Genomic DNA, 25,724 nt, shown 5'->3' on the forward strand with positions numbered 1-25,724 from the left:
ACAGTTTATCTTCCAGCCCCGCCCTTTTGAAAGGAGTTAAAAATGGAGTTGAACATTCAGACCGCAGAACTGGCATTAAGGGAAGCGGCAGAATCCAATCCGGGAGCATGGGCAGAACATTCCCGGTATGTAGCCGAAGCCTGTAAAAACATTGCGTCACACTGTAAAGATTTATCTTCTGAACAGGCGTATATTTTCGGGCTGTTACACGATATTGGACGTTATGCCGGAGTGAGTTCGGAAAGGCATCTGATAGACGGCTATCGTTACTGTATGGAGCGTGGGTGGGGAAAAGCCGCACAAATATGTATATCCCACGCATTTATGATACAGGATATTGCCACATCTATCGGAGAGTTTGATGTCAGTGATGAGGATTACCTGTTTATGAAAGAATTTGTTGCAAATGCGGTATATGATGATTATGACCGTCTTGTACAGTTATGTGACGCATTGGCTATGCCTTCGGGGTTCTGTCTTTTGGAAAAGAGATTTGTAGACGTGACAATGCGATACGGCGTTCACCCAGCGACAATAGACAGATGGAAAAAGATTTTAGAGATTAAAGAACGGTTTGAGGATCAGATTGGCTGTTCTATCTATGCCCTGCTTCCGGGCGTTATGGAAAACAGTTTTCGTTAAGGGGGGATATTGTGTATTACGAATCCAGTGATTTTTTGGAAACAGCGGACAGCGATACGTTAAAGCAGATTGCCCGCACAAGGGAATTAACACGGAAATATTATTTTTCTGATTATGGAGATACAGAAAAACGCACTTCCATTCTTCGGGAGCTGTTGGGCGGAATAGGGGAAAATGTGGCAATCGACACGCCTTTTCATTGCGACTATGGAAAAAATATTTTTTTGGGAAATGATGTGATCGTCAATATGAATTGTACCTTTGTGGATAACAAAACTATCCGAATTGGCGACAGGGTATTGATTGCGTCAAATGTGCAGATTTATACATCTTCACACCCTGTCTTACCACAGGAAAGGTTTGTGCCGGATTGGAGGGAACGTCAGACAACATTTTTTAGAACCTATGCACGTCCGATAGAAATAGAAAGTAATGTCTGGATTGGCGGCGGCTGTATTCTTCTGCCCGGAGTCACTATAGGAAAAAACAGCGTGATAGGGGCTGGAAGTGTAGTTACCCGCCCTATCCCGTCTAATTGTGTTGCAGTAGGAAATCCATGCAGGGTGATACGTTATTTTGATACAGACAGGGAAAGGTGGCAGCATGAAGTATAAGCATATCGTTTTTGACATTGACGGCACTCTGATTGATACGGAATATGCTGTATTACATTCTTTACAGGAAACTATAAAGGGATTGTCCGGGAGAGAGATACCATGTTCTGAACTAAGATTTGCGTTAGGGATTACAGGAACAGACGCTTTGAAAAAACTTGCGATAAAAGACACTTCCTATGCGATAGAATTATGGGATAAAAATATGCGTAACTATACAAATAACATTAAAGTATTTGACGGAATCGTTGAATTATTGAAAAATCTTCTAAGTCTGGATTATGAAATGGGGATTGTCACATCAAAGACAAGGGAAGAATTTACACATGATTTTTGTCCGTTTGGTATCAGTCATTATTTCAAAACAATCATATGTGCAGACGATACACAGGAACATAAACCCAATGCCGCACCGATTTTGAAATATGTGGAATTATCAAAAACAGACCATAGGAAAGTACTTTATATCGGAGATAGTAAATATGACAGTAAATGTGCGGAAAATGCGGGAATTGATTTTGCTTTAGCAGTATGGGGCAGTCATAATAAGCACATAAAAGCAGATTATTTTTTAGAAAAACCTGCCAATCTGTTATCTGCTATCACTTCAGAGAAATTTTATTAGCGATGAAAGATCGAACGAAAATGACTCCGAGGTATATTAAAAAAACTTGCTTGATCAATTATGGTGATTTTGATTAAGTAGCCTGTATGTAAAATAAAGCATACAGGCTACTTGTGGTTTACAATTCCAAAGAATCTTCTGCATCTACCCACATTTGCATATTACCATCAAGATATAATCGTGCATATTCAAGTGGCTCATCAATAGCAAGTGTATTTAATGCGCAGTCTGATTCAGGAGTGGTTTTTAAGTTCTTCTCAGCTTCCCAACAGTCAATGCGGAGCATATAACCGGCATTGGTATAAACATCAATGCTGTTTCTGTGTGGATTGTATTCTGCAAATATTGTTCTCATCGTATCTTATCTCCATTTTTTTAATAATCAGTTATAGAGTTAAATATCGAAAACATTTCAATCAGTTCACCATGTTGTTATTGTTATACTGTGTTATGAAATTTTCTTTCCCTTAATTTTTCCCATATTAAGGTTCATGAAAGCTAATGGGAGAATGTAACACAAGGGAAAGAGTAAGGGAAAGTACACTTGCTACAAACTTAGTGTTTTCAAGGGTTTGCGAAGAATTTGATAATCAAATATAATAGTTATTAAATTTCCTAAAATAAGTGGAATATCAACTGGAATTGTTCGAGCTTTTCAAATACTAACGTCCTTAATTCTGTTCAATAATTGATTTATAGTAGTTACCAAAGTCAGCAAGTGAATTAACAATTGGAAGCATTTTTGTTCCGAGTTCCGTTAAGCCGTATTCAACTCTCGGTGGCTGCTCATGGTAATCGTGGCGATATGCCAGCCCATCACTCATCATTTGTCTTAAACTATCTGTCAAAACCTTTTGTGAAATACCATCTATACTTCGTTGTAGCTCATTGAATCTCCATGGACGCTCTTTCAAGTTACGCAAAATCAGCAGTTTCCATTTTCCTCCGATAAGAGATACTGCTGTTGCAACTGGGCATTCCGGTAATTCTTCTTTTGCTCGCATAATTCTCACCTCCGAGTCTATTGTAACACATTCATTTTTGAGTGTACAGTTACAAAAAGGTGCGTACTTGTTTTTGTATGTGTCTCACACTATACTAATACCAAGCAACCAGAAACTACAAATTAACTATGGAGGTATTATTATGGCAAATTACACAAAAACAACTATTGGAAAGGAAAACCGAATTGAGCTACATGAAAAGTTGTCTTTAACAGGTGCAGAAATCAGTTTAAACGAACTACCTGCAGGAGCAAATGTCCCATTTGTTCATTCTCATAAAGAAAATGAAGAAATCTATGGAATTCTTTCAGGTAACGGCAAAGCCATAATTGATGGAGAAGAAATTAGCCTTTCAACTGGAGACTGGCTAAAAATCGCACCTGCTGCAAAGCGTCAGTTTTTTGCATCCGATATTTCTGGAATTACTTATATCTGCATTCAGGTAAAAGAAAATTCTCTGGAACATTTTACAGCAGAGGATGCCGTAATCGGCTAATTAAAAGTATTTATTTACAAAAATGCACAGTTCACGATAAGCTAAGAACTGTGCATTTCTTTTTTGTTCAATATTACGTTTTCTCAATTTTTCAAATTTGAATTTAGCGATTTCTTTTTCCGGTATTCTCTGTCCCACGGATTTCCTCATGATAGAAATAATCTACGATCACCGGATGTCCCTGCGGGACTCTGCCATAAGGCATTTCATTATCCACAAAGGCACAATCATACTTCTTAGCCATTTTCTCAGCTTTTACTTCAAGTGCTTCAAAGTAGCTGCGGTTATGCTTGTTATAGATCTCGTCGTAAAGTGGTACAAGATCAGGATATTTTCCGGCGATATAATCCATAATTGTCTTTTTGAAACCGCCTCGAAGATTGAGATTTTCGAGCCAGAACAGATCGCACTGATCCTTTACCCGCTCAAAGATTGCTTCAAAATCCGTGATACCGGGGAATACCGGGGATACGAAACAGACTGTACGGATACCTGCCTCATATACCTGCTTCATAGCAGCGATACGGTGCTCAATGCTCGAAGCAGAATCCATATCGTTCTTGAAATTTTCATCTAGTGTGTTGATCGACCATGAAACGGTTACACGTCCAAGCTTCTTCATCAGATCAATATCCCGTACCACAAGATCTGACTTTGTGCAGATCAGAATATCTGCGTCACTGCCGATCAGCTGCTCCAGAAGTTTTCTGGTATTCCCGAATTGCTCCTCCTGTGGATTGTAGCCATCTGTCACAGAACCGATGACCACCCGCTGTCCGGCATATTTCTTCGGATTTTTAATTTCCGGCCAATGCTTCACATCAAGGAAAGTGCCCCATTCCTCCTTGTGCCCGGTAAAGCGCTTCATAAAAGAAGCATAGCAATACTTGCAGGCATGTGTACAGCCCACATAGGGATTGACCGAGTAACCGCCTACCGGCAGACTAGACTTAGTCATGATGTTCTTTGTTTCCACCTCACGAATGAGGATTCCATTTATTACTTCTTCCATGATTTCTGTACCTCTAACACTTTATTAAATTCTTCCGGCATTTCCTGAATCATATTTTCATCCCCTATGATAGGGACAAGGTCTTCCTTCATAAACACCGGAATGCCGAGCTTATGTGCCTGGTTCGTCAGAGACCATGCCCATTCCGGCTCCGTATGAATCTTCCTGCTCTGAGCTCCGGTCATGGTGCCCACAACGATCCAATTGATTCCGGAAAGGTCAACTGTGCCGGGATCGTCGAATAACGGCTCAAAGGTAACATGGTAATGTTTTGCTCTAACGTTTTTCCGAAGGGCGTCGATACGCCACAGTTCTGCTTTTCTCGTCACCGTAATGCCAAACCATGCGTTTTCCAGATCGGTATCAAAATCCAGCAAATCAGGTCGCTTGGTAAGGAACAGGAACTGATGCTGTGGATTTTCACGGATCTTTGCAAATACCTCATCTCTCCATTCCGGCTTCCATCCGGAGAGATCGCTCATCCCAGTAAGAAGAAAGTTCTGCGGACGTTTCTTTTCCATCATCTTGAGCTTACCCGGAAAGAATTCAGGGTCAGCGAAGTCATCAATCATATGCCAGCGTTTCACGTTGTTGCGAGCATAGCAATATGCACACCCCACTGTGCAGCCAATGACGATATTCATGTTCTGAATCTGATCTTTGATACAAATACTCATGACTTCTGCCACTCCTCAAGATTCTTTCTGATGCGGTCGAGGCATTCCTCAAACCGGGTAATTTCTTCCTCTGAAAAACCTTTGTAGTAAATACTGCCCATCTCATCAGATACAGAATCGTACTCGCCCTTTAAGGCATGTGCTTTCTCAGTCAGAAACAGGAGTGTTTTCCTTTTGTCCGTTTTAGACTGAACACGGCTTATCAGCCCTTGATTTTCCATTCTTTCCAGCATCGTAGTAAGAGATGTTATCGCTAATCCGCATTTAGTCGAGAGTGACCTGATTGAGATACCATCCTCCTGCCACAGCACATAAAGAATACGTCCCTGGGCTCCATTAAACGCATCAATATTCTTTTCGCTGAGAATCTTCTCGAAAATCCGGTCTCCAAGCTGTTTTATTTTGGTGACAAGAAATCCTCCATTCATTTCCATACAAAAGCTCCTATATAGTAGTTTATTAAAAACATACTATATAGGAGCTTTATTGTCAAGAGTTTATATGTCTTAATAGGTAAATTCCGTTTTTTCAATTCTCCAAACCTGTAATTTATCTCTCTGGTAATTCCATTTCATCATTCATTTTTACAAATCCATACTTTTCATACAATGGTCGCCCCATATCAGTTGCTTCTAATGAAATAGCTGTAATGCCCTTGCTTTTAGTATCTCTAATCAGCATATCTAATGTTTTATAAGCAATTCCCAGTCTTCTATATTCAGGATTAGTATACATATTCATGATATAAGCCTTGTTTCCACTTGGATTGTGGTAAGTCGGCATTACTTGAAAAAAACTAACACCACCAGCCCCTACAAAACGATTTTCATCAAAAAACCAAATATGCAATATGAGATCTGTCACAAAGAGCTTTTTGATAATAATTATAAGATTGTCTTTCAACTTCACTCATATCAGTATCAGCAGAAAGTTTATTAGCTGCTCTTAATACCTCTATTCTTGTTTCTGTCAATATATCTATATCTTCAAGCGTTGCTCTCTTGTATGTTAAATTCATATCGTATTCTCTCCTACAAATTCAAATTTATCTCTTTATCGTAATTATATACATCAACTACCTACATTGTAAAGCCAAAAAGCAAGCCATTTTCAGACTTGCTTTCCACCATATCACTTTCCTTATTGATAAATCATTTCTTTATCCACAATCTCCCTTGCACACGATTGTATATTGTTCATTCTCGCTACCCATTCCATCTGATTTTCTGCCTTTAACTGTTCCGTGATCCCATGTGCCTGTTTCATCTGCTCTACAACCCTTTCAAAGCGTTCCTGTGCCTGTTCTTCTATATCAGCCAAATAATCATTCAGTTTTCCACTTGTAAGTAAATTCAAATATACACTCCTGCGATATTCTTTCAGATAGCGTAAATGTCTTTGTCCCCATACGCCTACAAACCTCTGTTTTTCCTCCGGCAAGGTAAGACAGGGGATAAGATAATCCCCATGTCTGATATAAGTGCCGCCTATTTCTTCAAATATTGTTTTCTTCATAATCGTTTCCACCTTTCTTATCGTTCTCTATCCATAGATTTTTTCTTGACTGACCGTTTCGGCTGCTGTCTGCCTTCCTGCTGATAGCGGTGCAGCTTTTCCAGTACACTCGCTTTTTTCGGCTGTTCTAACGTTTTCTCTTTCTTCTGTTCCGTCTGATTTTTCCATGCCCTTAGTTCTTCGTTGTATTCTATAATCAATTCTTCTGCCTTATTATAAACCTTCTGAAAGGCTTGCACATTGGGATAGCCTTCCCGCTTTACTATCTGTTCCAAACTCTTGTGCAGACGTTTCTCCAAATCCTCTAACAGTTCAATTTTCCCCTCCAAAGATTTTCGCTCTTTGCCTTTAAATAGTCCTCGTAACTGTGACAGTTGCTTTTTCAAAGAAGAAATATCCTGCTGTGTGCGTTTTATCTCCATGGACTGTCTCTGCAATTCATACATGAGCTTCTGCATATCTTTCCATTCCTGCAAATCAATCTTTGGTACAGGTTTAGGCGGTAGTTTAAATTTGAAAATTACTTCCTGCAAAAAGTCCTTCGCACCTCGGATAATCTGACGGAACATATCCGGCAGCCAACCGTGTGTCCTGATAGATTGCAGCGTTTTGTCTGCGATTTTTTCCTGCTTGATCTTCAAAATATCTTCTTCGGGAACGCCCTCGACTAATGCCACATCAACTGTCCGATTCCATTCCTGCCTTGCCGCATTGTCTGCCTTTATCTCCTCTGCTTTCGGATTGTTCTTTCCTATTTTCTTGGTTGCCAGATATACGCCGCCCTGTTGGAATACGGATAGTTTTTCTGATTCCTCTTTTACATATCGGTTGATCGTATCGGTAAACAGTTCCTTGACTTCTTTGGTAAAGGCTTTATTCTTAAACCATTCATCCTTTTTCGTGAAGATATGGCTTTCATAAACTTCCCCTTTGGGGATAATACTGCATCCCGCCCGAAGATTGCCCTGCTCGTCTAAAACCTCTTTCTTTGTGCGTCTATGCTTCCCCTGCTCATCATAAAACATATTTCGGGTAGCAATCTTTACTTCGGGTTGTTCTAACATTTTTCGTTCACTGAATACCAGATGAATATGATAATTCGTCTTTGCCTTGTTGTGATGAAGGGCAGCACTGCACTCCACACCATATCTTTTATGAAAACTCTCCGTAAAAAGCCTTACCACATCATCTGCCCTGTACTGAACAAAACTTTCGGGAAGTGCAATAATAAATTCACGCCCTTCAATACATTTCCCTGCTGAACCACTCGCCTTAAAATCCAACTGATTTTCTCTTGCGAGATTTTTCCAAAACTCCGGTGTTGCCCCTTCTGTCTGATAGGTCGCATAGAGATATTCCTGTCGTTTCGGATTGGAGATATAATCAATCCTTCCTGCCACATTGGACAGCTTGCTTTGTCTGATAAATGAATGTCTGCCTATAAGCATCCTCCTTCCCCAGCTCTCGCCGACTTTATTGTGAGTAGGTGCATAGGCACCTGTGTACGAACCTATCCGCCTGTCGGCGGTTTGCTCCCGGCAGGGCGAAATACACAGAGCATAAAACTTTAGTTTTGTGCAATGGGTGTATTTCGCTCTCAATCGCCGAGGGCTGTTTTTGTATTACATAATCTGATTATTGCTCAGACTTACGATTTCATTTATAGGCGTATCCGCCCTTTTGATTTGCCCATATCTGGGTTGCTTTAACTTCTGCACCACTCCCTTCTGCTAAAAAATATAATAAATTCAAAAATTACACGTATAAGCGTATAAACGTATTTTCCACACTTTTCAGAAACCTGTAATCCCTTGATTTTCCTAAAGATATACGCATATACGCTTCTTTGGAAAATTCTTTTTATCTGTATCTCATCTGCATCAACGATAGTTGTCTATGCGTATCTGCGTATGGATTCCCTGAAATCCTCTGGCATTTTTCCCATTGTCTGAGGGAATATTCGTAGAATAATGAATGTGATATTTCTTTTCATTTTCTTTTAAGTACCCTGAAAAACTTTTTGCACTCATAGGCTTTTCCGTATTGTCCTCACACCAGCGGCAGTATGCTTGGTAAAGATTCTTGGAAGTCGCTGTTGTATTTTCTTCCAGCCGGATATACCCGGATGACTGCATAAAAGCGATAATGTTATTCCCGGATTCCATAGCTTCGTGTAGATTTTTCTTTGCACGTTCGCTGATGGTAAAACGGTATTTATTTTTCAGTAATCGTTTCAATCCCTCCAGACACCAAAGGAAAATATCGTCTGCTTCTCTTTGCAGTTTCTCAATCAGATAGGGATCATCTACTCTGTCCGGCGGCACATCTTTGACCGTAAGGATAATCTGTCTGCGATAAAATCCATAGGAACGGTCATGTAAAGCACTCAGACTTCCGTTTCCAAAGCAAAGAAACCTGACATATAAATTCCCCTGTACGCTCTGCTTTGACTTCCTTTCCAAATCCATCTTATCCTCCAAAGTGACTATGGTTTTAATGTAGTTGGTGTCTTTCAATGCTTCCAGTTTCATATCATCATCCACCATCAAAAGTCGATATTCCAAATCTGCCCTTGCGAAACGGTTATGCTCTACCTTTTGAATATTGCTTACATTCATATTCGTTCCGAGAATTTTTCTCATGACCAGACCAATACGGGATTTTCCCTCCCCACCTTTTCCTAAGATAATCAATAACTTCTGTGCCTTGTTGGATGGGATTAAACAATATCCCATATATTCCTGCAAGGTAGGAATATCATCTTCCTCCAACAGTTCTGAAAGAAATTTCAGCCACCGTTCCGGCTTTGCTTCTTTCATTTCATAATTTACAGGCAATCTGTTCAGGCAAAACTCTTTCTTCTCTGTGAAATCTCCATTCAGAAAATAAGTCCCGTTATTCACATGGATGCGATCCATCTGCACCGGAAGTTCTTCTGAATAGGCTTCCAGTTTTAGAACCTCCAAAAGCTGTTTTACTTTCTTGGAAATCCCTTTCGTAAGAACCGGTTTTACCATTCTGTAAATTTCTTTTTCCACTTCGCTGTCCGGCAACATACCATCATAGCTGAAAAAGATACCGTTGATACATTTCAATGGCATTCTTTGCAGGAAATTTTCACAAAATGCCACCTCATCAATCTGCCCATCCTCAAACCATTCCTGAGAGTACGGCTCGGAGTTCATTTCCCTCTGATCCAATGCTTCTTCCAGTCTGTTCCTTGTTGTTTCGTCTATATTCTTCCATTCGTTCTTCAATTCTTTTCACATCCTTCCCACTATCCAATAAAAATTCAATTCTGTCCTGTAACTCTCCAAACACTAGTAAATCCAGATAGTAATTTATCTTTTCTATCTGCTGACAGGCTTCTATAAATTCTGCTTTCCATTCTTCCTCTGGTGTTTTTGGTGCATATCTTATTTTCCATTCTTCCAGCAAATGAAGATAATCCGATAAAATGCGGATACTTTCCCGTTCCCATTCTTCAAATTTCTTTTCGGTCTGGTACAATGTTCTTTTCGGTTTTTCTTTTTTCTTACTGGCATTCCTTTTCTTTGCGTTATCTGTAAAAATAGGTATCTGAAAATCTTCTGCCAGTTTCTTTGCTGCTTCCAATGGTGCAAGGTGAAAGAAATCCGCCACAAATGTGATCACATCCCCTTTCGCACCACAAGCAAAACAGCAAAAGCCTTTGTCTACTTTCATACTGGGATGCCTATCATCATGAAAGGGGCAACAGACCATCCCGTTTTTATTGACTTTCAACCCATACTGCTCGGCTGCCTGCCTTGCAGTTACGTTTTCTTTTACTACTTGAAAAATATTCAATTCGACTCCTTTAAAATTTTCGTTGTATTCTCTCAGAGCCTTTGATATACTGAATTTGCGAGATAGAGTTATCAAAAGCTCTGAGAAGTTGTCCTTGTGTTACGCAAGGGCTTTTTCTTTTCCCTGCTTTTTTGCCTCTCCATTGAAATATCCAGTTTCCTCCCATACTTTACGATCAGAACAGTAATAACTGAATTCATTGGAATCGCCCATCTTCATTGCCACTCCAAATTTCAAAATTCCCTGCTGTATTCCGATACGAACGTAATGAGCATCTTTTCCGATTGCTTTTGCGATTTCCGTAATTGGCACATTTCTTCCCGTAAATGGCGGCAATTCTACATATAATCTTTTATCCATTTTCCACATCCTCCTTTACAATCTGACTAAGTTCTTGATCTAAAGCTGTAGCAATTTTATATGCCACCTGCGGTGTACAGCTCTTTCCTGATATAATGCAGGAAATCGTCTGCCTTGACACTCCACTTAACTCTGCCAATTTCTTAATTGTTAATCCTCTTTCTCCCATCAAAATCTGCATTCTAAATACGTTTATCTTCATTTTATTTCTCCTTTCTTTTTTAATATGCACTTTTAATGCGTATTTTTATTATATGCACTTATTCTGCACATGTCAATACTATTTTATATAAATATGTACTTGTAATTCGCATTTTTCTATGATATGATAAGCGTGAGGTGAATAATGATGAGTAATGAGAAGTTACATAACAATCAAATCGGACTTAGAATCCGTACTGCTCGAAAAGAAAAAGGTATCAACCAAACAGAGCTTGCAAATTTGTTGGGAAAATCGCTTCGTACAATCCAAAAATATGAAAGCGGAGAAATCGAAGTTTCCATCGCTATGCTCAATGAAATCGCAAAAGTTTTAGACTGCGAATCCACATATCTTATAGGGTATGATGCCGAGAGAAAACCTTTAGAAAATCTTTCTGATATTATGAATTTCTTATTTCAGTTAGATAAGATAAAGGAACTTGGCTTCAATATCGAAGTCAAACGCCCGCCACATTATGATGGATGGGAATGTGCTATTACTTTTAATGGCAAAGATGTTTCTACGGAGTTAAATCAGGATCTCTGTCTATTCTTGGAAGAATTTGAGGATAAAAGAAACGAAGTCAAGGACTATCAGACAAGTCTTGAATCTTATCAGAAGTGGCAGGATAAAACACTTGCATATTACGCAAATGCAAAACTGACTGAAAAAGAAACAGAAGAGATCTCAAACGAAGAACGAATACGAAGATTTCAAAAAATCATGAACGAACGGTACGGTAAAAAAGAGTCCTAATTTTTAAGGAGGATTTTTAGAATATGAAATTACCGAACGGCTACGGAAGTGTAGTAAAACTATCTGGAAAAAGAAGAAAACCTTGGATGGTTCGTAAAACCACAGGCTATCGCATTGATCCAGTCAAAGAAAAGAAAGTAAATGAATATATTATTATTGGATATGCCGCCACAAAAACAGAGGGATTGCAAATGTTGGCTGATTATAATCGGAATCCTTATGATACCAAGGCAGCCAAAATGACTTTTGATGAAGTGTATGAGGAATGGTCTAAGAAAAAATTTCCTACGGTATCCGAAAGCAATATCAAAGGATATAAGGCATCTTACAAAACATGTGGCATTCTTTACAACCGAGTTTTTAAAGATTTAAAACTGGCAGACTTACAACAGGTTATTGACACCTGCGGAAAGAATTTTCCCACATTGAAGAAAATCAAAATCCTGTTCAACCAGTTATATGAATTTGCATTGAAGAATGACATCTGCAACAAAGATTATTCTACTTTTGTTGAAATCGCCCAGTACAAAGACCGCAATCCAAACAAGCATACACGTACAAAATTCACGAAAGAAGAAGTTGCAAAAGTCTGGACAATGAAAGAGGACAAATACTATCAGATCATCCTCATGCTGCTCTATAATGGCACACGTATCTCCGAATTTCTTGATTTGAAGAAAGAAAATGTGCATTTGGAAGAACAGTATTTTGATGTAATTGACAGCAAAACAGAAAACGGAATCCGAAAAGTTCCGATTGCTGATAAGCTCCTGCCTTACTATAAAGACTGGTATAATTCTTGTCCTGATTGCGAATATCTTCTTCATACAGAGGATGGCAAAAGATTTCTTTATCGCAATTACTATGACAGCTATTGGACTCCTCTTGTGGAACAGATTGGAATTGACCGTACACCACATTGTACCCGGCATACGTGTATTTCCATGTTATCGGAAGCTGGTGTTCAGGATACAACAATCAAGAAAATTGTGGGGCACTCCGGTGCTATGACTTTGACAGAAAAAGTTTATACTCACTTAGATATGCAGGTTCTTGTAGACGCAATCAACAAAACCTTAGAAAATGAGGACAGCGTAACTGCCGATACAAAATCTGCATAACAAAAAGGACACTCTCCAGTGTCTATCACCGAAAAGTGTCCTATATTTTTTAGATATTTTTGTTGCAAACGTGTTGCAAATGCGTTGCGAACTGAGTAAATTCCACCGCTTTTCACCACATCTGACAACTCCACAAACCCTTGTAAAACAAGGATTTGAACGTAAATCCGAGTTCCGAAGATTATCTCTTGCTGAACTGAAATTAACGTTTAGAGAACTGTGGAGCTCTACGAGCTGCTTTGAGACCGTATTTCTTACGCTCTTTCATACGTGGGTCACGTGTTAAGAATCCTGCTTTCTTAAGAACTGGTCTGTAATCAGCATCAGCCTCAAGAAGAGCTCTAGAGATACCATGACGGATTGCTCCAGCCTGTCCTGTGTATCCGCCACCCTTAACGTTAACGATTACATCGAATTTTCCTTCTGTCTCTGTAGCAACCAATGGCTGACGTACAACAACCTTTAATGTCTCAAGTCCGAAGTACTCATCAATGCTTCTCTTATTTATTGTGATGTTACCTGTACCTGGTACTAAGTATACTCTTGCGATAGATTTTTTTCTTCTTCCTGTTCCGTAGAATTTTGCTTTAGCCACTGTAATATCCTCCTTTCAACCTTACCTTAAAATTTCAGTTCTACTGGCTTCTGAGCCTGCTGTGCATGCTCTGGTCCAGCGTATACGTGAAGCTTCTTGATCATAGCTCTTCCTAAAGGTCCCTTTGGAAGCATTCCCTTTACAGCAAGTTCAATAACTTTCTCTGGCTTCTTGTCCATCATCTCAGCTAATGTAGTCTCTCTCATTCCTCCTACATAGTCAGAGTGATTGTAGTAGATCTTCTGGTTCATCTTCTTACCAGTTACTTTGATCTTCTCTGCATTTACAACGATTACATAATCACCTGTATCAACATGTGGTGTAAACTCCGGTTTATTCTTTCCTCTTAAAACTTTAGCCACTTCTGATGCAAGACGTCCAAGTGTACATCCTTCTGCATCCACTACATACCATTTTCTTTCAATCTTATCTGGATTAGCCATATAAGTTTTCATTGGTTTCCCTCCTGTGAATCATTAACATTTCATAGTAGATATATTGAAATCAGTAAGACTCCGGGGCTTTGGCTTCCTACCGTTTCTCCTATTGTCATACTGCATTATTATATTATACCGGCCTTTTTGTGTCAACCGTTTTCCGATATTTTGTCAACTATTTTCTCTGATTTTCTCTAATAATTTCTCCAATCCCTGATTCTCTCCACCCGTATAGCCTTCTGGGCGCGTTCTTCTTCGAGTCTCTTCCTATTTTAATTATATAATGCTATAATAAATATCTGTAAATTTGCTTTTTGGGGGATTATATAAATGAAAACAAAAAACGTAGATCTTCTGCATGGTCCTGTGCTTCCGGCACTGACACGACTGGCCATTCCGATTATGACCACCTCTCTGATCCAGATGGCATACAACCTAACTGATATGATCTGGATTGGAAAAATCGGCAGCAATGCGCTCGCCGCAGTCGGCGCCGCCGGAATGTTCATGTGGCTTTCCAATGGACTTGCCGCTTTAAGCCGAATGGGCGGACAGGTAAAGGTCGGACATACGTTGGGCGCCGAGGAATATGACACTGCCGGACGCTATGCAGCCAACGCCCTACAGTTAACTCTGTTCTGTGGACTGCTCTACGGACTCATCTGTATATTATTCGCACGTCCGCTGATTGGTTTTTTCAATCTCCATACACCTTCTGTCATAGCAGATGCCGAAATCTATCTGATGATCACCTGCGGCGGTGTCGTATTCTCTTTTCTGAACCAAACCCTGACCGGTATTCTGACGGCCGCCGGGAACAGTAAAGCTTCCCTCCTTGCCACCTCCACCGGTCTTGTGATCAATATTGTTTTAGATCCGGTATTGATTTTTGGAATCGGACCATTTCCGGTCATGGGGGTTATGGGGGCTGCCATTGCCACCGTATTGGCGCAGGCCATTGTTACCGCTATGTTTTACTATTTTGCCAAAAAGGACACTGTGGTTTTTCCTTATGTAAACCTTTTTTGTCGTCCAGATTTTTCTCTTCTCAAAGCGATGATGAAAATTGGTCTTCCTACCTCTATCCAAAATATGATTTTTACCGGAATCTCTATGATTCTTGCAAGATTCGTATCCGGATATGGAGATGCAGCCATCGCAGTTCAAAAAGTGGGATCTCAAATCGAATCCATCTCCTGGATGACCGCAGATGGATTTGCTGCCGCTGTTAATTCCTTTACAGCTCAAAACTACGGCGCCAACAATCAGAAGCGGATCCACCGGGGGTATTCCTGTGCCATGGGAATCGTCTTTCTGTGGGGAACCTTCTGCACTTTACTTTTGATCCTGCTGCCGGCTCCGATTTTCCGAATCTTCATCTCAGAAGCCAAGATTCTCCCCATGGGAATTGATTACCTGAAGATCCTCGGTGTCTCTCAGCTCTTCATGTGCGCAGAGATTACCACCGCCGGAGCCTTTGCCGGGTACGGACGCACCATGCCTCCTTCTATTATCGGAATTATATTTACCGCCGCCCGTATTCCACTTGCCGCGGCACTTATTCAGACACCGCTTGGGCTAAATGGTATTTGGTGGAGCATTACTCTTTCCAGTATTGTAAAAGGGGTGCTTCTTTGCACCTGGTTCTTCTGTTATCAAAAAAAGAGCCGGAACTGTTAGGATTACTTCCTGCCAGTCCCGGCATCTTCCCTTCGGGGAGTAAATTCATCTTCTTCTATTCTTTTACCGTCCATCCAGATTCTTCCAGGCTGCTGACCGTTGCTTCCAGAGACAATTCTGTCACATCCTCGTTATCCACCGGAAGTAGTCCTGCTTTCACTACTGCCTGCAGTGTATCCTTATCTGTCGGAATGACTACCTTTTCCACATATTCACTATCCGAAGTCTCCACAGAATATTCAATTCCTTCAATTTCTCCGTATGCTTCTTTCGCACTTTCAACTGTTGCATCCAGCATATCAAGCTGTTCCTCCGCATAACCCTCAACATTGATCGTTGATGTCTGCGTCAGTTTTGTAACTTTATCGCCTTTCGCGACTAAGTTCATCTCAATTACAACTCCATTTTGCTCCAATGTACATGTCGTTGTCTCTTCTTTTCCTCCGCCACATGCTGCAAGCCCCACAACCATACAGCCAGCTAATAAAATCCCTGCTGCTTTTTTCATAAAGTAAACCTCCCTTTCATTTCAGGTCTTTTTTATTAAATCAATTATACACTATCCCTTTAGAATAATAAAGCGAAATTTCTGAAAATATATACAAAAAGTCAGATTATATATTTGTAGAATCCTTACAAAAATGATATGATAATATATAGTTTTTTTGAAAGAAAGGATTTTACCATGTGGGCATATCAAAGTACATTTTATCAAATTTATCCAATCGGATTCTGCAAAGCTCCCGTACACAACGATGGGGTCTGTGTTCCCAGAATCCGGAAACTCTTAGACTGGTCGGAATATCTTCAGGGGCTGGGCATTGACTCCATCCTGCTAAATCCAGTCTTCGATTCCGACAATCACGGATACGATACTCGTGATTTCAAAACCATTGACTGTCGTCTTGGCACCAACGAGGACTTCCGGGATGTCTGCCAGGATCTTCACGCACACGATATCCGCATCGTGCTGGACGGTGTTTTCAACCATGTGGGACGCGGCTTTTGGGCATTTCGGGATGTACAGGAGAAGAAATGGGACTCCCCTTATAAAGACTGGTTTCATTTAAGCTTCGACGGAAACAGCTGTTATAATGACGGTTTTTGGTACGAAGGATGGGAAGGGCATTTTGAACTGGTAAAGTTGAATCTCCAAAATCCTGCAGTTGTAGATTATCTGCTGGAATGTGTCCGGTACTGGATCGAAACCTTCGATATTGACGGGCTGCGCCTCGATGTGGCTTATAGTCTGGATCCCGAATTCATGCGGCGTTTACGAACATTTACCAGCCAGTTAAAGCCAGACTTCGCATTGATCGGAGAGGTTCTCTTCGGCGATTACAATCGAATCGTCAATGAAAAAATGCTCCACTCCTGCACCAATTACGAATGTTACAAAGGCTTATATTCCAGCTTCAACTCTATGAACCTCTTTGAAATCGCCCACTCTCTGCACCGCCAGTTCGGCGCAGATCCGTGGTGCATTTACCGTGGAAAGCATCTGATGACATTCGCAGACAACCATGATGTCACCCGCCTTGCCAGCATTTTGACCAATAAAGCGCACGTTCCGCTTGCCTACGGTCTGCTCTTTGGCATGCCGGGAATTCCCTGCCTTTACTATGGCAGCGAATGGGGCGAGCCAGGCGAGAAAGCGCCGGACAACGATTACGCACTTCGCCCATTCTTCGATGCGCCAAAGCCAAATGAGCTGACCAATTTCCTTCAAACACTGATTCAGATCCGCAAATCCAGCGCCGCCCTTTGCGACGGTTCTTACCGAAATGTGGTAATCCAAAATCACCAGCTTATTTTTGAACGGCGCACAGAGAATGAACAAATCTTTGTAGCAATCAATGCCTCTGATGTTCCTTACACTGCGTATCACGGCGAACTCTCTGGAGCCGCAAAAGATTTGATTACCCAAACAGAAATAACTATGGAAGGGACCTTAGAAATGCCCCCTTATAGTGTTCAATATTTGCAAATGCATTAATTAGGGACAGGGAGAAAATCAATTGGGGACGGAGTTTTTTTCAAAAAACTCCGTCCCCAATTGATTAGTTCTTTTTCAACACTTTCACAATTTCAGCAATATACATTGTATGATAATCCTTGTCTGGATAGCATGTGGTATCACAATCCACATCAATGAAACATTCGGATTTCATTTCTTGTGCATAAAGTTTTTTACATACAAAAATCATATCCGCTTCTTCGACTCCGGTAGTTCCATCCACATAATGTGGATGAAGATCGGATAATTTCCACTTATCCCCCACTTCTCTTCCTGAAAACGATCCGCACAAACTCATCGCTTTCCGATATTCTTCCGGAAGAAATGAAATAGTAAACAAGTCATTGCTGTCCATAAACTCTTTGGTATAGCGCTGTGGGCGAATATAAGCTGTAACTACATTTTTTCTCCACATAATCCCCACACCGCCCCAACTGGCCGTCATGGTATTGCTCTTTTCTTTATCTCCTGCAGTAACCAGCATCCATTCTTTTGAAATTTTCTCAAATGGATTAAACTCTAACTCCTCGATTGCGATTTCTTCAAATCTCACATCGACACCTCCCTGCACTATTTAATAATAATTCTTCTGAAATTCTTTTTCCCTTTTTTCAAAATCAATCCTTCACCATTCATATCTTCTCCGGCGAACTCAGCATAAATATCCGCTACTTTTTCACCATCTACTGCAACACCTCCCTGCTGTACCGCACGACGTGCTTCTGATTTTGACGGAACCAAGCCCGACTTCACCAACATGGTCAAAATGTCTATTTTTCCATCCTGGAGATCTTCCTCTGTAAGCTCTGTCGTTGGCATATCTGCTGCCGCTCCCTGGCTAAACAATGCTCTCGCTGCTTCCTGGGCTTTTGCCGCTTCCTCTTCTCCATGGACTAATTTGGTCAATTCAAATGCAAGGATCTCTTTCGCTGTATTCAGCTGCGCACCTTCCCATGCATCCATCTTATCAATTTCTTCTAATGGCAGGAACGTCAGCATACGAATACATTTCAACACGTCTGCATCTGCTACATTTCTCCAGTACTGATAAAATTCAAATGGAGACGTTTTATTTGGATCCAGCCATACCGCACCGCTCTGTGTCTTGCCCATCTTCTTTCCTTCGGAATTCAGAAGAAGTGTAATGGTCATTGCACTTGCGTCTTCACCAAGCTTACGGCGAATCAGTTCTGTTCCCGCCAGCATATTGCTCCACTGATCATCTCCGCCAAACTGCAGATTACATCCGTATTTTTGATATAACGCATAGAAATCATACGCCTGCATGATCATATAGTTAAATTCCAGGAAACTTAAACCTTTTTCCATTCTCTGTTTATAACATTCCGCTGTCAGCATACGATTAACAGAGAAATGTGCTCCCACTTCACGAAGCAATTCCACATAGTTAAGGTCTAACAGCCAATCAGCATTATTTACCATCAAAGCTTTATCATCCGAAAAATCAATAAATTTGCTCATCTGCTTCTTAAAGCACTCGCAGTTATGACAAATCGTATCCGGCGTCATCATTGAACGCATATCCGTTCTTCCAGATGGATCTCCGATGTATCCAGTTCCTCCTCCAATTAACGCAATTGGTTTATTTCCCGCATCCTGCAAACGCTTCATCAAGCAAAGCGCCATAAAATGTCCTACATGAAGACTGTCTGCTGTCGGGTCAAATCCAATATAAAATGTTGCCTTTCCCGTATTTACCAGCTCACGGATTCTTTCCTCATCCGTCACCTGTGCAATCAAGCCTCTTGCCTGTAATTCTTCATAAATTCCCATAATTCTTTTATCTCCTTCTCCTTTTACTTCCTGTTCTGTTAACATAACTCGCCAGATATTTTTCAGATGCTCCTTATATAAAATAAAAAACGCCCCTATATCTCGCGATATAAGGACGGGGTTAACTTCCGCGGTACCACCTTAATTCACCATGAATTCACATTCATGGTCTCAGCAACTGCCTGTCACAGTCCGGCATCATAACGCTCGCCACACGTCACATCCTACTGATTCCCAACAACTGCTTCTGTTCAAAATGTTCGGTGTGCTGCTCCAAGATGTATTCACATTCAGTTCTTTCATGCGCCTCTCATCAACCGGCAACTTTCTGTATGAGGATTCTGATTGCTACTTCTTCTTTTCTTTGCATTTCTCCATTTGATTGTTATGCTAACGTATTCCATTCACTTTGTCAAGGCTGCTTCAAAATTTTCCCCAATAGCAGCAAGAATTTTCCAAAGCTGCGCCGTAAGTTCCCCTGCCTTCAATAGAAACCAGCAAAGAAGGGGGATCAGTCGCCCCCTTCCCTACTTTTTCTCTTTTTAGTATTCAGATACGTGCACTGCTGACTCTCCAAAATATTCCATAATGATTTCATTGGCCTTTTCTTCACTCATTGCTTCCTGAAGATCTTTTGCCCACTGTGCATCCTTATTTTTTTCACTTACAGCGATCAAGATACCATATTCTTTTCCAATCTCCGGAGGATCAAATGCCAGTGCTGACTCTGGATCAAACCCTGCTTCTTTCATCGCAATTGGATAACATATCCCTGCATCCAAATCATCTAAAATAGTAGGGATCGATTCAGAATCTACTTCCGTTAATTTTAAATTCAGCTTATTTTCCTCTATTTCAAGCTGAGAATACTCCTCAACTCCTTCTTTCAATTTCAATAAACCTTCTGCTTCCAAAAAACGCAGCGCACGGGATCTGTTCGTTGGATCTCTTGGGATTCCAATTTCCATTCCTTCTGTAAGGTCCTTCATATCTTTTACCTTGTTAGAATAAACACCCATACACGGATAATAAATCGCATCCCCGACTGCTACTAAATCCCCTTTATGCTCTTCATTGTAGCTTGTCATATACGCATTATGCTGAATAAAGTTTGCCTCTAAACTTCCCTCTTCAATTGCATTGTTTGAAGCAATTGGGTCTTCGATGACAGATACTTCCAGTTTATATCCTTTTTTCTCAAAGTCCCCTTTAATTGCATTAATCAGTTCTTCCTTCATCGGATCCCCTGCTGCCAACCGGATCGTTTTCTTCTCTTCTCCCTTTGCCTCTTCCTTGTTCTCCTTGCTGTCGGAACCGCATGCGGTCATCCCCATTACGACAGCTGTCACACATAATAGTGCAATCAGTTTCTTCTTCATTATTCTTCTCCTCTTTTAAATATATTTTTACCTCACAACTACTTTAATTTGTTGTAAAGCAAATTTCCAATTGACTGAATTGTCTGTACCAAAACGACCAATATAAACACTGTTCCGTACATAATAAGATCATTAAAACTCTGATAACCATAAATAAGCGCCACGTTTCCCAGTCCTCCGGCACCAAGCGCTCCGGCCATAGAGGAACTTCCCAAAATCGAAATAACTACTAATGTCACGCTGATACACATAGCCGGAATTGCCTCTTTTAACATGATTTTAAATATAATCTGCATATTCGAAGCACCAAATGCCTTCGCCGCCTCAATCATCCCCGGAGTAACAGCTTTCAAATTCCCTTCAAAAACACGGGCAACAAATGGACATGCTACAATCACCAACGGAAATAATGCCGCATTCGTTCCAATTGACGTCCCCATAACCGCTCTGGTAATCGGAATAATCGTTACTGCCAGAATAATGAATGGGAAAGACCGAAGGGTATTCACCAAAACATTCAACAAGCGATACACCCATTTATGCGGCGAGAGTCCATCTTCCGCCGTAACAACAAGGATCACCGCCAGCCCAAAACCAAGGATACATGAAAAGACTGTTCCCCAAAAAGTCATATACAAACTTTCTACTAAAGCCGGCATCATAACCGACTTTATCACAAGTGCCGGATCATTCATGTAACGCCACCTCCCACCTGATATTCAAAGTATCCAAATATGCCGTTACTTTTGCAAGATCTTCCTCTTGTACATTCAGCATAGTGGTACAAATGACCTCATCTCTAAATTTTTCCAACCGTGAATAAATAACAGAAAAACGCACAGAAGTTGCACACGTAATATCCGGAATCAATGAGCGGTTTTCTTCCGTCTCCTTAAATACCATGCGGATATTTACCCCCTCTTCAGGCAGTACCTCTGCCGTCTCTCCCAACAGCCGTTTTAATGACCCCGGCTGATTTAAGAAAATTTCTGATACTTTGCCACAATCCGCCACTTCCCCGTGCTCCATAATCGCTACACGATGACAAATCGAACGGATCACTTCCATTTCATGGGTAACCAATAGAATAGTAATTCCAAGTCTCTCATTAATATCTCTTAACAGCTGCAAAATCGACTGCGTTGTCTGTGGATCCAGAGCCGATGTAGCTTCATCACTCAACAAAACCTGAGGATCCATGGATAATGCACGTGCAATGGCAACCCTTTGACGCTGTCCGCCACTTAAATTTCTTGGTTTTTCATATAACTTATCTTCAATTCCAACAATTTTAACCAATTCTCGTACTTTTTCATCTATTTCTTGCTTGGAATACCCCCAACACTCCATCGGAGCTGCAATATTTTTATAAACATTCTGCCTTTCCAGCAGTGAAAAATGCTGAAAAATCATTCCAATTCCTTTTCGGTACTCCCGAACCTCTCGTGATCTTTTGAAATCAGCAGCCTGTCCATTTAAAGTAATGGTCCCACCATCCCGTTTTTCTAAAAGGTTAATACAACGAAGTAATGTTGATTTCCCTTCTCCACTCTTTCCGATCAAGCCGAAAATCTCCCCTTTTTGAACCTCTAAAGACACATTTTTCAAAACGTGCAATTCTCCAAAACTCTTATCTAAATTCTTAACCTTAATCATATGCACTCCTTCACACCAATGTCTATAACTTATCAGACATATAGTCCCCTGTCCAATCACTATTTTTTATAATCGTTCTCTTTTATTTATAAAATCTATTATTTTCTACGCATCATATTTTTCACTTTTTCCTATAAAAAGAAGACTCAAAAACATTTTTGTTCTTCGCAAAAATTTATTGACAAATTCAACTCTCCGTAGTATGCTTTCGATAAGCAGATAAAAGGGAGTAGCCGAACACCGAACGGTGGATTTAAAATCGTCACCCGATACCAAAAAGTATCCGTATTAAATGAGATGTGCAAGACTTTTATCGTGACAGAGATGTCATGGTAAAAGTCTTTTTTCTTTCCCTTTCATCTTGGTCACAAAAAAAGCCTGACACAACTTCGTGTCCGGCATACACCTTACTTTTGCAATTCATTTTTGGAAAGGAGTTGATTCTATGGGATGCCTCGGCAACCTATTATGGTTTGTATGCGGAGGATGTATCAGCGGATTAAGCTGGGTGCTTACAGGCTGTCTTTGGTGCATTACCATCATTGGCATTCCGGTCGGAAAGCAGTGCTTTAAATTTGCCGCTTTAAGCTTTTTCCCATTTGGCAAAGACATTGCTTACAGCGGTGGCGCCGGATCTTTCCTACTGAATGTGATCTGGCTTTTAGTCTCTGGTTTTTGGCTGGCCGTTGAATCTGCACTAATCGGAACCTTGCTGTGTATTACTATCATTGGAATCCCATTTGGCCTGCAGCATTTCAAGCTGGCCCGTTTGGCATTGATGCCATTTGGTTCCAATGTATACACCACTTTTTAACCCTATCATTTCATCTAAAAAAGGAGAATTTACTATGGAAAAACAACAATATGTATGTCCAAAATGCGGAAACACTCATTATGAAAGCGATCAATTTCAGGCAACCGGCGGAAACTTTGCAAGAGTCTTCGATGTACAAAACAAAAAATTCACGACCATTTCCTGCTCTCGATGCGGATACACCGAATTATATAAATGCGCCACTTCCGAGGGCTGGGATATCCTTGATTTTCTGATGGGCTAACAAATCGGGGACGTGTTCAAATGAAAAAAACTCCGTCCCCAATGAAATTCCCCCTGTCCCTTTTACACATTTCTGTAATAGGGACAGGCTTTTTTCTTGCACTGTTTATTTTCCAAACTGAACTCGCACTTAATTTCCCCAGGCAGTTCCATTATTATCCCCAACTTTTCCCCAACATATTCCACCGCTGTTTTTACAGCAGTAAAAGAATTCCGCTTGCAGCATCTTGGTCCACTGAGTCTTGCAATTTCCGCAAGAGAACGGGAAGTCATCTCATTTGCCATTCCCCAGGAATTCCCAGTAAGCGGTGTTGCTTTCGTAATAATACTTATAAACATGCCTGTACTAACCGCCGCACCACAAGCTCCCCACAATCCACAAGAGCCCCCTGGATAAGTGCTTCCTCTCTTCTTCATTTCCCGCAAAGCCTGCTCTCTGTCAATTTTTCCTCCACAATTGTCATACGCAGCAATAAGAACCGCTCCAACCATAATATGGTGTTCCGGACCATGCATATAGATATAGGGATCCTCCATCAATTCCTGCATAATCTGTATCGGATTTTTCGACTGGCTCTTCAAACAGCCTTCCATAATCACCTCTATCCCCTTTTTAGCATGACACTCATCACAAACATAGTGCCCATCTTCACAACTGGCATAACTTTCCACCGACTTATGACAAATGGAACACTCCATTTCTCTTCCCGTTTCATAATATACAAGTGGTTTTCCACAAATTAAACATGCACCTTCTTGCCTTTTCATTTTCATACTCACATCCCTTTCTATTTTCTTCTAATCTTTTTCGTAAATATCCACATCCATCCACGCATATATCCACCTACTATCCCCATATGTATCCCTATGAAAAATACAGTTATCCACCTTTTTTATTGAATAACTGTATTTTTTCTCTTAAATCATCATTTCCGGGACAGGGGAATTTTAATTCGGGACGGAGTTTTTTTCATTTGAACACGTCCCCAACAAGGTTCCATCCTTCACCACAGCCTTTACCTCCAACTCCTGGTCAAGCAACACCACATTCCCCTTTTTGCCCTTAGCAATTGAGCCATACTGATCATACTCGCCCAGGCTCTTGGCCGGATTTACCGTTGCACACGCCACTGCCGTTTCCAGTGGAATCCCCATTTCTTTTACCGCCACACGCACGCAATCCATCAGATTGGTGGCAGATCCTGCAAGTGCCCCGTTAGATACCAATGTTGCACGATTTCCGACTACATTTACATCGAGGCCACCCAGTGTATACTGTCCGTCCGGCATTCCTGTCGCACGCATACTGTCACTGATTAGAATCATACGGTCTGCACCCATCATTTTGAAAGTTGCACGAACCATAGACGGATGGATGTGAACACCATCGCAGATCAGTTCTACATCTACATGCTCACTGTCGCACACCGCACCTACCACTCCCGGTGCACGATGTGTAAATGCCGGCATGGCATTATATAAGTGCACCGCATGATTGGCTCCGGCGTTAAATGCCTCCATTGCCGCATCATATCCTGCATTCGTATGTGCCAGCGAAATATTCACCTTATCCCTCATCGCACGGATAAATGATACCGCATCTTCATTTCGCTCCGGAGCAATACCCACGTATTTGACTAGACCTTTGGAGGCGTCAAGAAATCTCTGGCACACTTCTTCATTACAGGTAATGATATTTCTTTCATCCTGTGCCCCTTTCTTCTCCACACTGATAAATGGCCCTTCCATATTTACTCCTATAAGATCTGCTTCTTTAGAACTTCCCTCTTTTGCACGTTTTTCTGCCTCTTCTTTGTATTCAGCCGCCGTCTCCAATATGCGTTCCAGTTCCTCCACCGGAAGTGTCATGGTTGCCGGCGCAATTGCCGTCACACCGATAGAGGCTTCATATTTGGCAATTTCTTCGATCGCTTCTTTGGTTCCATCACAAAAATCATATCCCATGCATCCGTGAAAATGAAGATCAATCAAGCCCGGAATGGCATAACAGCCTTCTCCGTCCATGATTTCTTCTCCATCCTGCGGAACTGCTGCCACTCCCGATACCACCTGGCTGTCCCCAAATACGCCGTCTCGGATTACAATCTCTCCGTCTGCAAATTTCTGTTCTTGCGTATACACCTTCACATTTCTAATAATCATTGTTTTTACCTCCCACACTTATTTTCATACCGCGTATTTTTATACTGCATATTCATACTCATTTTTTGTTCATCTGATGCCTACTCAAATATTC

31 protein-coding genes, 1 pseudogene and 1 other annotated feature are annotated in these 25,724 nt (G+C 41.0%); of the genes and pseudogenes, 10 read left to right on the forward strand and 22 right to left on the reverse strand.

What is annotated here, in order from left to right; translation table 11 throughout:
- Positions 1 to 42: 42 nt before the first annotated feature.
- From WKT00_RS09635 to WKT00_RS09645, 3 genes are read left to right on the forward strand one after another with little or no spacing between them, the layout of a single operon-like run.
- Positions 43 to 642 (forward strand): HDOD domain-containing protein, encoded by a 600-nt coding sequence (locus tag WKT00_RS09635; protein WP_019162948.1) that lies wholly within the window; start codon positions 43 to 45, stop codon positions 640 to 642.
- An 11-nt stretch (positions 643 to 653) separates the two neighbouring features.
- Positions 654 to 1,256 (forward strand): sugar O-acetyltransferase, encoded by a 603-nt coding sequence (locus WKT00_RS09640; protein WP_120105591.1) that lies wholly within the window; start codon positions 654 to 656, stop codon positions 1,254 to 1,256.
- Positions 1,246 to 1,881, forward strand: a complete 636-nt coding sequence (locus tag WKT00_RS09645) for an HAD family hydrolase (RefSeq protein ID WP_016304801.1) — start codon at positions 1,246 to 1,248, stop codon at positions 1,879 to 1,881. Before WKT00_RS09640 ends, WKT00_RS09645 begins: the two co-directional genes overlap by 11 nt.
- 118 nt (positions 1,882 to 1,999) lie before the next feature.
- Here the strand turns inward: WKT00_RS09645 and WKT00_RS09650 are convergent, their stop codons facing one another.
- On the reverse strand, positions 2,000 to 2,236 hold the full coding sequence (locus tag WKT00_RS09650) for a DUF6061 family protein (RefSeq protein ID WP_117570252.1): 237 nt from the start codon (positions 2,234 to 2,236) through the stop codon (positions 2,000 to 2,002).
- Positions 2,237 to 2,552: 316 nt separating this feature from the next.
- On the reverse strand, positions 2,553 to 2,885 hold the full coding sequence (locus tag WKT00_RS09655) for a winged helix-turn-helix transcriptional regulator (protein ID WP_008373705.1): 333 nt from the start codon (positions 2,883 to 2,885) through the stop codon (positions 2,553 to 2,555).
- Between the two features lie 142 nt (positions 2,886 to 3,027).
- On the opposite strand from WKT00_RS09655, the gene WKT00_RS09660 reads away from it, so the two are divergent.
- On the forward strand, positions 3,028 to 3,381 hold the full coding sequence (locus WKT00_RS09660; protein WP_004614173.1) for a cupin domain-containing protein: 354 nt from the start codon (positions 3,028 to 3,030) through the stop codon (positions 3,379 to 3,381).
- A 103-nt stretch (positions 3,382 to 3,484) separates the two neighbouring features.
- Here WKT00_RS09660 and WKT00_RS09665 read toward each other — a convergent pair whose 3' ends face one another.
- From WKT00_RS09665 to WKT00_RS09710, 10 genes and pseudogenes are all read right to left on the reverse strand, one after another.
- A complete protein-coding gene (locus WKT00_RS09665) occupies positions 3,485 to 4,393 on the reverse strand; it encodes a radical SAM mobile pair protein B (RefSeq protein WP_118188423.1) in 909 nt (302 codons plus the stop codon).
- A complete protein-coding gene (locus tag WKT00_RS09670) occupies positions 4,381 to 5,070 on the reverse strand; it encodes a radical SAM mobile pair protein A (protein ID WP_055170004.1) in 690 nt (229 codons plus the stop codon). The genes WKT00_RS09665 and WKT00_RS09670 overlap by 13 nt, the downstream gene beginning before the upstream one ends.
- Entirely contained in the window at positions 5,067 to 5,504 is a 438-nt protein-coding gene (locus WKT00_RS09675) for a radical SAM mobile pair system MarR family transcriptional regulator (protein WP_015567822.1), read from the reverse strand. The genes WKT00_RS09670 and WKT00_RS09675 overlap by 4 nt, the downstream gene beginning before the upstream one ends.
- 115 nt (positions 5,505 to 5,619) lie before the next feature.
- Positions 5,620 to 6,088: pseudogene (locus WKT00_RS09680) on the reverse strand (GNAT family N-acetyltransferase).
- 122 nt (positions 6,089 to 6,210) lie between these two features.
- Complete coding sequence (locus WKT00_RS09685) at positions 6,211 to 6,585, reverse strand: TnpV protein (protein ID WP_117570251.1); 375 nt, start codon at positions 6,583 to 6,585, stop codon at positions 6,211 to 6,213.
- 17 nt (positions 6,586 to 6,602) lie between these two features.
- Positions 6,603 to 8,033: a MobA/MobL family protein gene (locus WKT00_RS09690; RefSeq protein ID WP_117570250.1), complete on the reverse strand. Its 1,431-nt coding sequence runs from the start codon at positions 8,031 to 8,033 to the stop codon at positions 6,603 to 6,605.
- 432 nt (positions 8,034 to 8,465) lie between these two features.
- Entirely contained in the window at positions 8,466 to 9,770 is a 1,305-nt protein-coding gene (locus WKT00_RS09695) for a DNA primase family protein (protein WP_120105592.1), read from the reverse strand.
- Positions 9,736 to 10,413, reverse strand: coding sequence for a CHC2 zinc finger domain-containing protein (locus tag WKT00_RS09700; protein ID WP_117570248.1), 678 nt, complete (start codon positions 10,411 to 10,413; stop codon positions 9,736 to 9,738). The genes WKT00_RS09695 and WKT00_RS09700 overlap by 35 nt, the downstream gene beginning before the upstream one ends.
- 99 nt (positions 10,414 to 10,512) lie before the next feature.
- Entirely contained in the window at positions 10,513 to 10,773 is a 261-nt protein-coding gene (locus tag WKT00_RS09705) for a hypothetical protein (protein WP_040351214.1), read from the reverse strand.
- Entirely contained in the window at positions 10,766 to 10,975 is a 210-nt protein-coding gene (locus WKT00_RS09710; protein WP_117570247.1) for a helix-turn-helix domain-containing protein, read from the reverse strand. The genes WKT00_RS09705 and WKT00_RS09710 overlap by 8 nt, the downstream gene beginning before the upstream one ends.
- A gap of 144 nt (positions 10,976 to 11,119) precedes the next feature.
- Between WKT00_RS09710 and WKT00_RS09715 the strand changes: the two genes are divergently transcribed.
- Positions 11,120 to 11,731: a helix-turn-helix domain-containing protein gene (locus tag WKT00_RS09715; RefSeq protein ID WP_003022996.1), complete on the forward strand. Its 612-nt coding sequence runs from the start codon at positions 11,120 to 11,122 to the stop codon at positions 11,729 to 11,731.
- Between the two features lie 23 nt (positions 11,732 to 11,754).
- Positions 11,755 to 12,852, forward strand: a complete 1,098-nt coding sequence (locus tag WKT00_RS09720) for a tyrosine-type recombinase/integrase (RefSeq protein WP_064786825.1) — start codon at positions 11,755 to 11,757, stop codon at positions 12,850 to 12,852.
- Between the two features lie 202 nt (positions 12,853 to 13,054).
- Here the strand turns inward: WKT00_RS09720 and rpsI are convergent, their stop codons facing one another.
- Both rpsI and rplM read right to left on the reverse strand, forming a co-directional pair.
- Complete coding sequence (gene rpsI / locus WKT00_RS09725; RefSeq protein ID WP_101695763.1) at positions 13,055 to 13,447, reverse strand: 30S ribosomal protein S9; 393 nt, start codon at positions 13,445 to 13,447, stop codon at positions 13,055 to 13,057.
- Positions 13,448 to 13,473: 26 nt separating this feature from the next.
- On the reverse strand, positions 13,474 to 13,902 hold the full coding sequence (gene rplM / locus WKT00_RS09730; protein ID WP_101695762.1) for a 50S ribosomal protein L13: 429 nt from the start codon (positions 13,900 to 13,902) through the stop codon (positions 13,474 to 13,476).
- 312 nt (positions 13,903 to 14,214) lie between these two features.
- Here rplM and WKT00_RS09735 point away from each other — a divergent pair, with 312 nt between their 5' ends.
- Positions 14,215 to 15,564: an MATE family efflux transporter gene (locus WKT00_RS09735; protein ID WP_340263374.1), complete on the forward strand. Its 1,350-nt coding sequence runs from the start codon at positions 14,215 to 14,217 to the stop codon at positions 15,562 to 15,564.
- A gap of 55 nt (positions 15,565 to 15,619) precedes the next feature.
- Here the strand turns inward: WKT00_RS09735 and WKT00_RS09740 are convergent, their stop codons facing one another.
- Positions 15,620 to 16,072, reverse strand: a complete 453-nt coding sequence (locus WKT00_RS09740; RefSeq protein WP_340263376.1) for a DUF1307 domain-containing protein — start codon at positions 16,070 to 16,072, stop codon at positions 15,620 to 15,622.
- Between the two features lie 177 nt (positions 16,073 to 16,249).
- Here WKT00_RS09740 and WKT00_RS09745 point away from each other — a divergent pair, with 177 nt between their 5' ends.
- Complete coding sequence (locus tag WKT00_RS09745) at positions 16,250 to 17,560, forward strand: alpha-amylase family glycosyl hydrolase (RefSeq protein ID WP_340263378.1); 1,311 nt, start codon at positions 16,250 to 16,252, stop codon at positions 17,558 to 17,560.
- 64 nt (positions 17,561 to 17,624) lie between these two features.
- Here the strand turns inward: WKT00_RS09745 and WKT00_RS09750 are convergent, their stop codons facing one another.
- From WKT00_RS09750 to WKT00_RS09770, 5 genes are all read right to left on the reverse strand, one after another.
- Complete coding sequence (locus WKT00_RS09750; protein ID WP_101695758.1) at positions 17,625 to 18,134, reverse strand: flavin reductase family protein; 510 nt, start codon at positions 18,132 to 18,134, stop codon at positions 17,625 to 17,627.
- Positions 18,135 to 18,151: 17 nt separating this feature from the next.
- Complete coding sequence (tyrS, locus tag WKT00_RS09755) at positions 18,152 to 19,375, reverse strand: tyrosine--tRNA ligase (protein WP_101695852.1); 1,224 nt, start codon at positions 19,373 to 19,375, stop codon at positions 18,152 to 18,154.
- Between the two features lie 108 nt (positions 19,376 to 19,483).
- Positions 19,484 to 19,749 (reverse strand) — a binding site (T-box leader).
- A 168-nt stretch (positions 19,750 to 19,917) separates the two neighbouring features.
- Positions 19,918 to 20,754, reverse strand: a complete 837-nt coding sequence (locus WKT00_RS09760; protein ID WP_101695757.1) for a MetQ/NlpA family ABC transporter substrate-binding protein — start codon at positions 20,752 to 20,754, stop codon at positions 19,918 to 19,920.
- 38 nt (positions 20,755 to 20,792) lie between these two features.
- Positions 20,793 to 21,449: a methionine ABC transporter permease gene (locus tag WKT00_RS09765; RefSeq protein ID WP_173814733.1), complete on the reverse strand. Its 657-nt coding sequence runs from the start codon at positions 21,447 to 21,449 to the stop codon at positions 20,793 to 20,795.
- The gene (locus WKT00_RS09770) at positions 21,442 to 22,410 is read right to left on the reverse strand and encodes a methionine ABC transporter ATP-binding protein (RefSeq protein ID WP_101695755.1); all 969 of its coding nucleotides are present in this window, start codon (positions 22,408 to 22,410) and stop codon (positions 21,442 to 21,444) included. Before WKT00_RS09770 ends, WKT00_RS09765 begins: the two co-directional genes overlap by 8 nt.
- 445 nt (positions 22,411 to 22,855) lie before the next feature.
- Here WKT00_RS09770 and WKT00_RS09775 point away from each other — a divergent pair, with 445 nt between their 5' ends.
- Entirely contained in the window at positions 22,856 to 23,224 is a 369-nt protein-coding gene (locus tag WKT00_RS09775) for a YccF domain-containing protein (protein WP_101695754.1), read from the forward strand.
- Positions 23,225 to 23,258: 34 nt separating this feature from the next.
- A complete protein-coding gene (locus WKT00_RS09780) occupies positions 23,259 to 23,468 on the forward strand; it encodes a zinc ribbon domain-containing protein (RefSeq protein ID WP_101695753.1) in 210 nt (69 codons plus the stop codon).
- Between the two features lie 62 nt (positions 23,469 to 23,530).
- On the opposite strand, the gene WKT00_RS09785 is transcribed toward WKT00_RS09780, so the two are convergent.
- Together WKT00_RS09785 and nagA are read right to left on the reverse strand one after the other, a co-directional pair.
- On the reverse strand, positions 23,531 to 24,235 hold the full coding sequence (locus WKT00_RS09785) for a DUF5714 domain-containing protein (RefSeq protein ID WP_340263469.1): 705 nt from the start codon (positions 24,233 to 24,235) through the stop codon (positions 23,531 to 23,533).
- A gap of 180 nt (positions 24,236 to 24,415) precedes the next feature.
- Positions 24,416 to 25,630 carry an N-acetylglucosamine-6-phosphate deacetylase gene (gene nagA / locus WKT00_RS09790; RefSeq protein ID WP_173814735.1) on the reverse strand — a complete coding sequence of 405 codons (1,215 nt, stop codon included), beginning with the start codon at positions 25,628 to 25,630 and terminating at the stop codon, positions 24,416 to 24,418.
- Positions 25,631 to 25,724: the final 94 nt, after the last annotated feature.

Origin of the sequence: Dorea sp. ICN-14282 (assembly GCF_037890115.1) — a bacterium.
Taxonomy (GTDB): domain Bacteria; phylum Bacillota; class Clostridia; order Lachnospirales; family Lachnospiraceae; genus Dorea_B; species Dorea_B phocaeensis.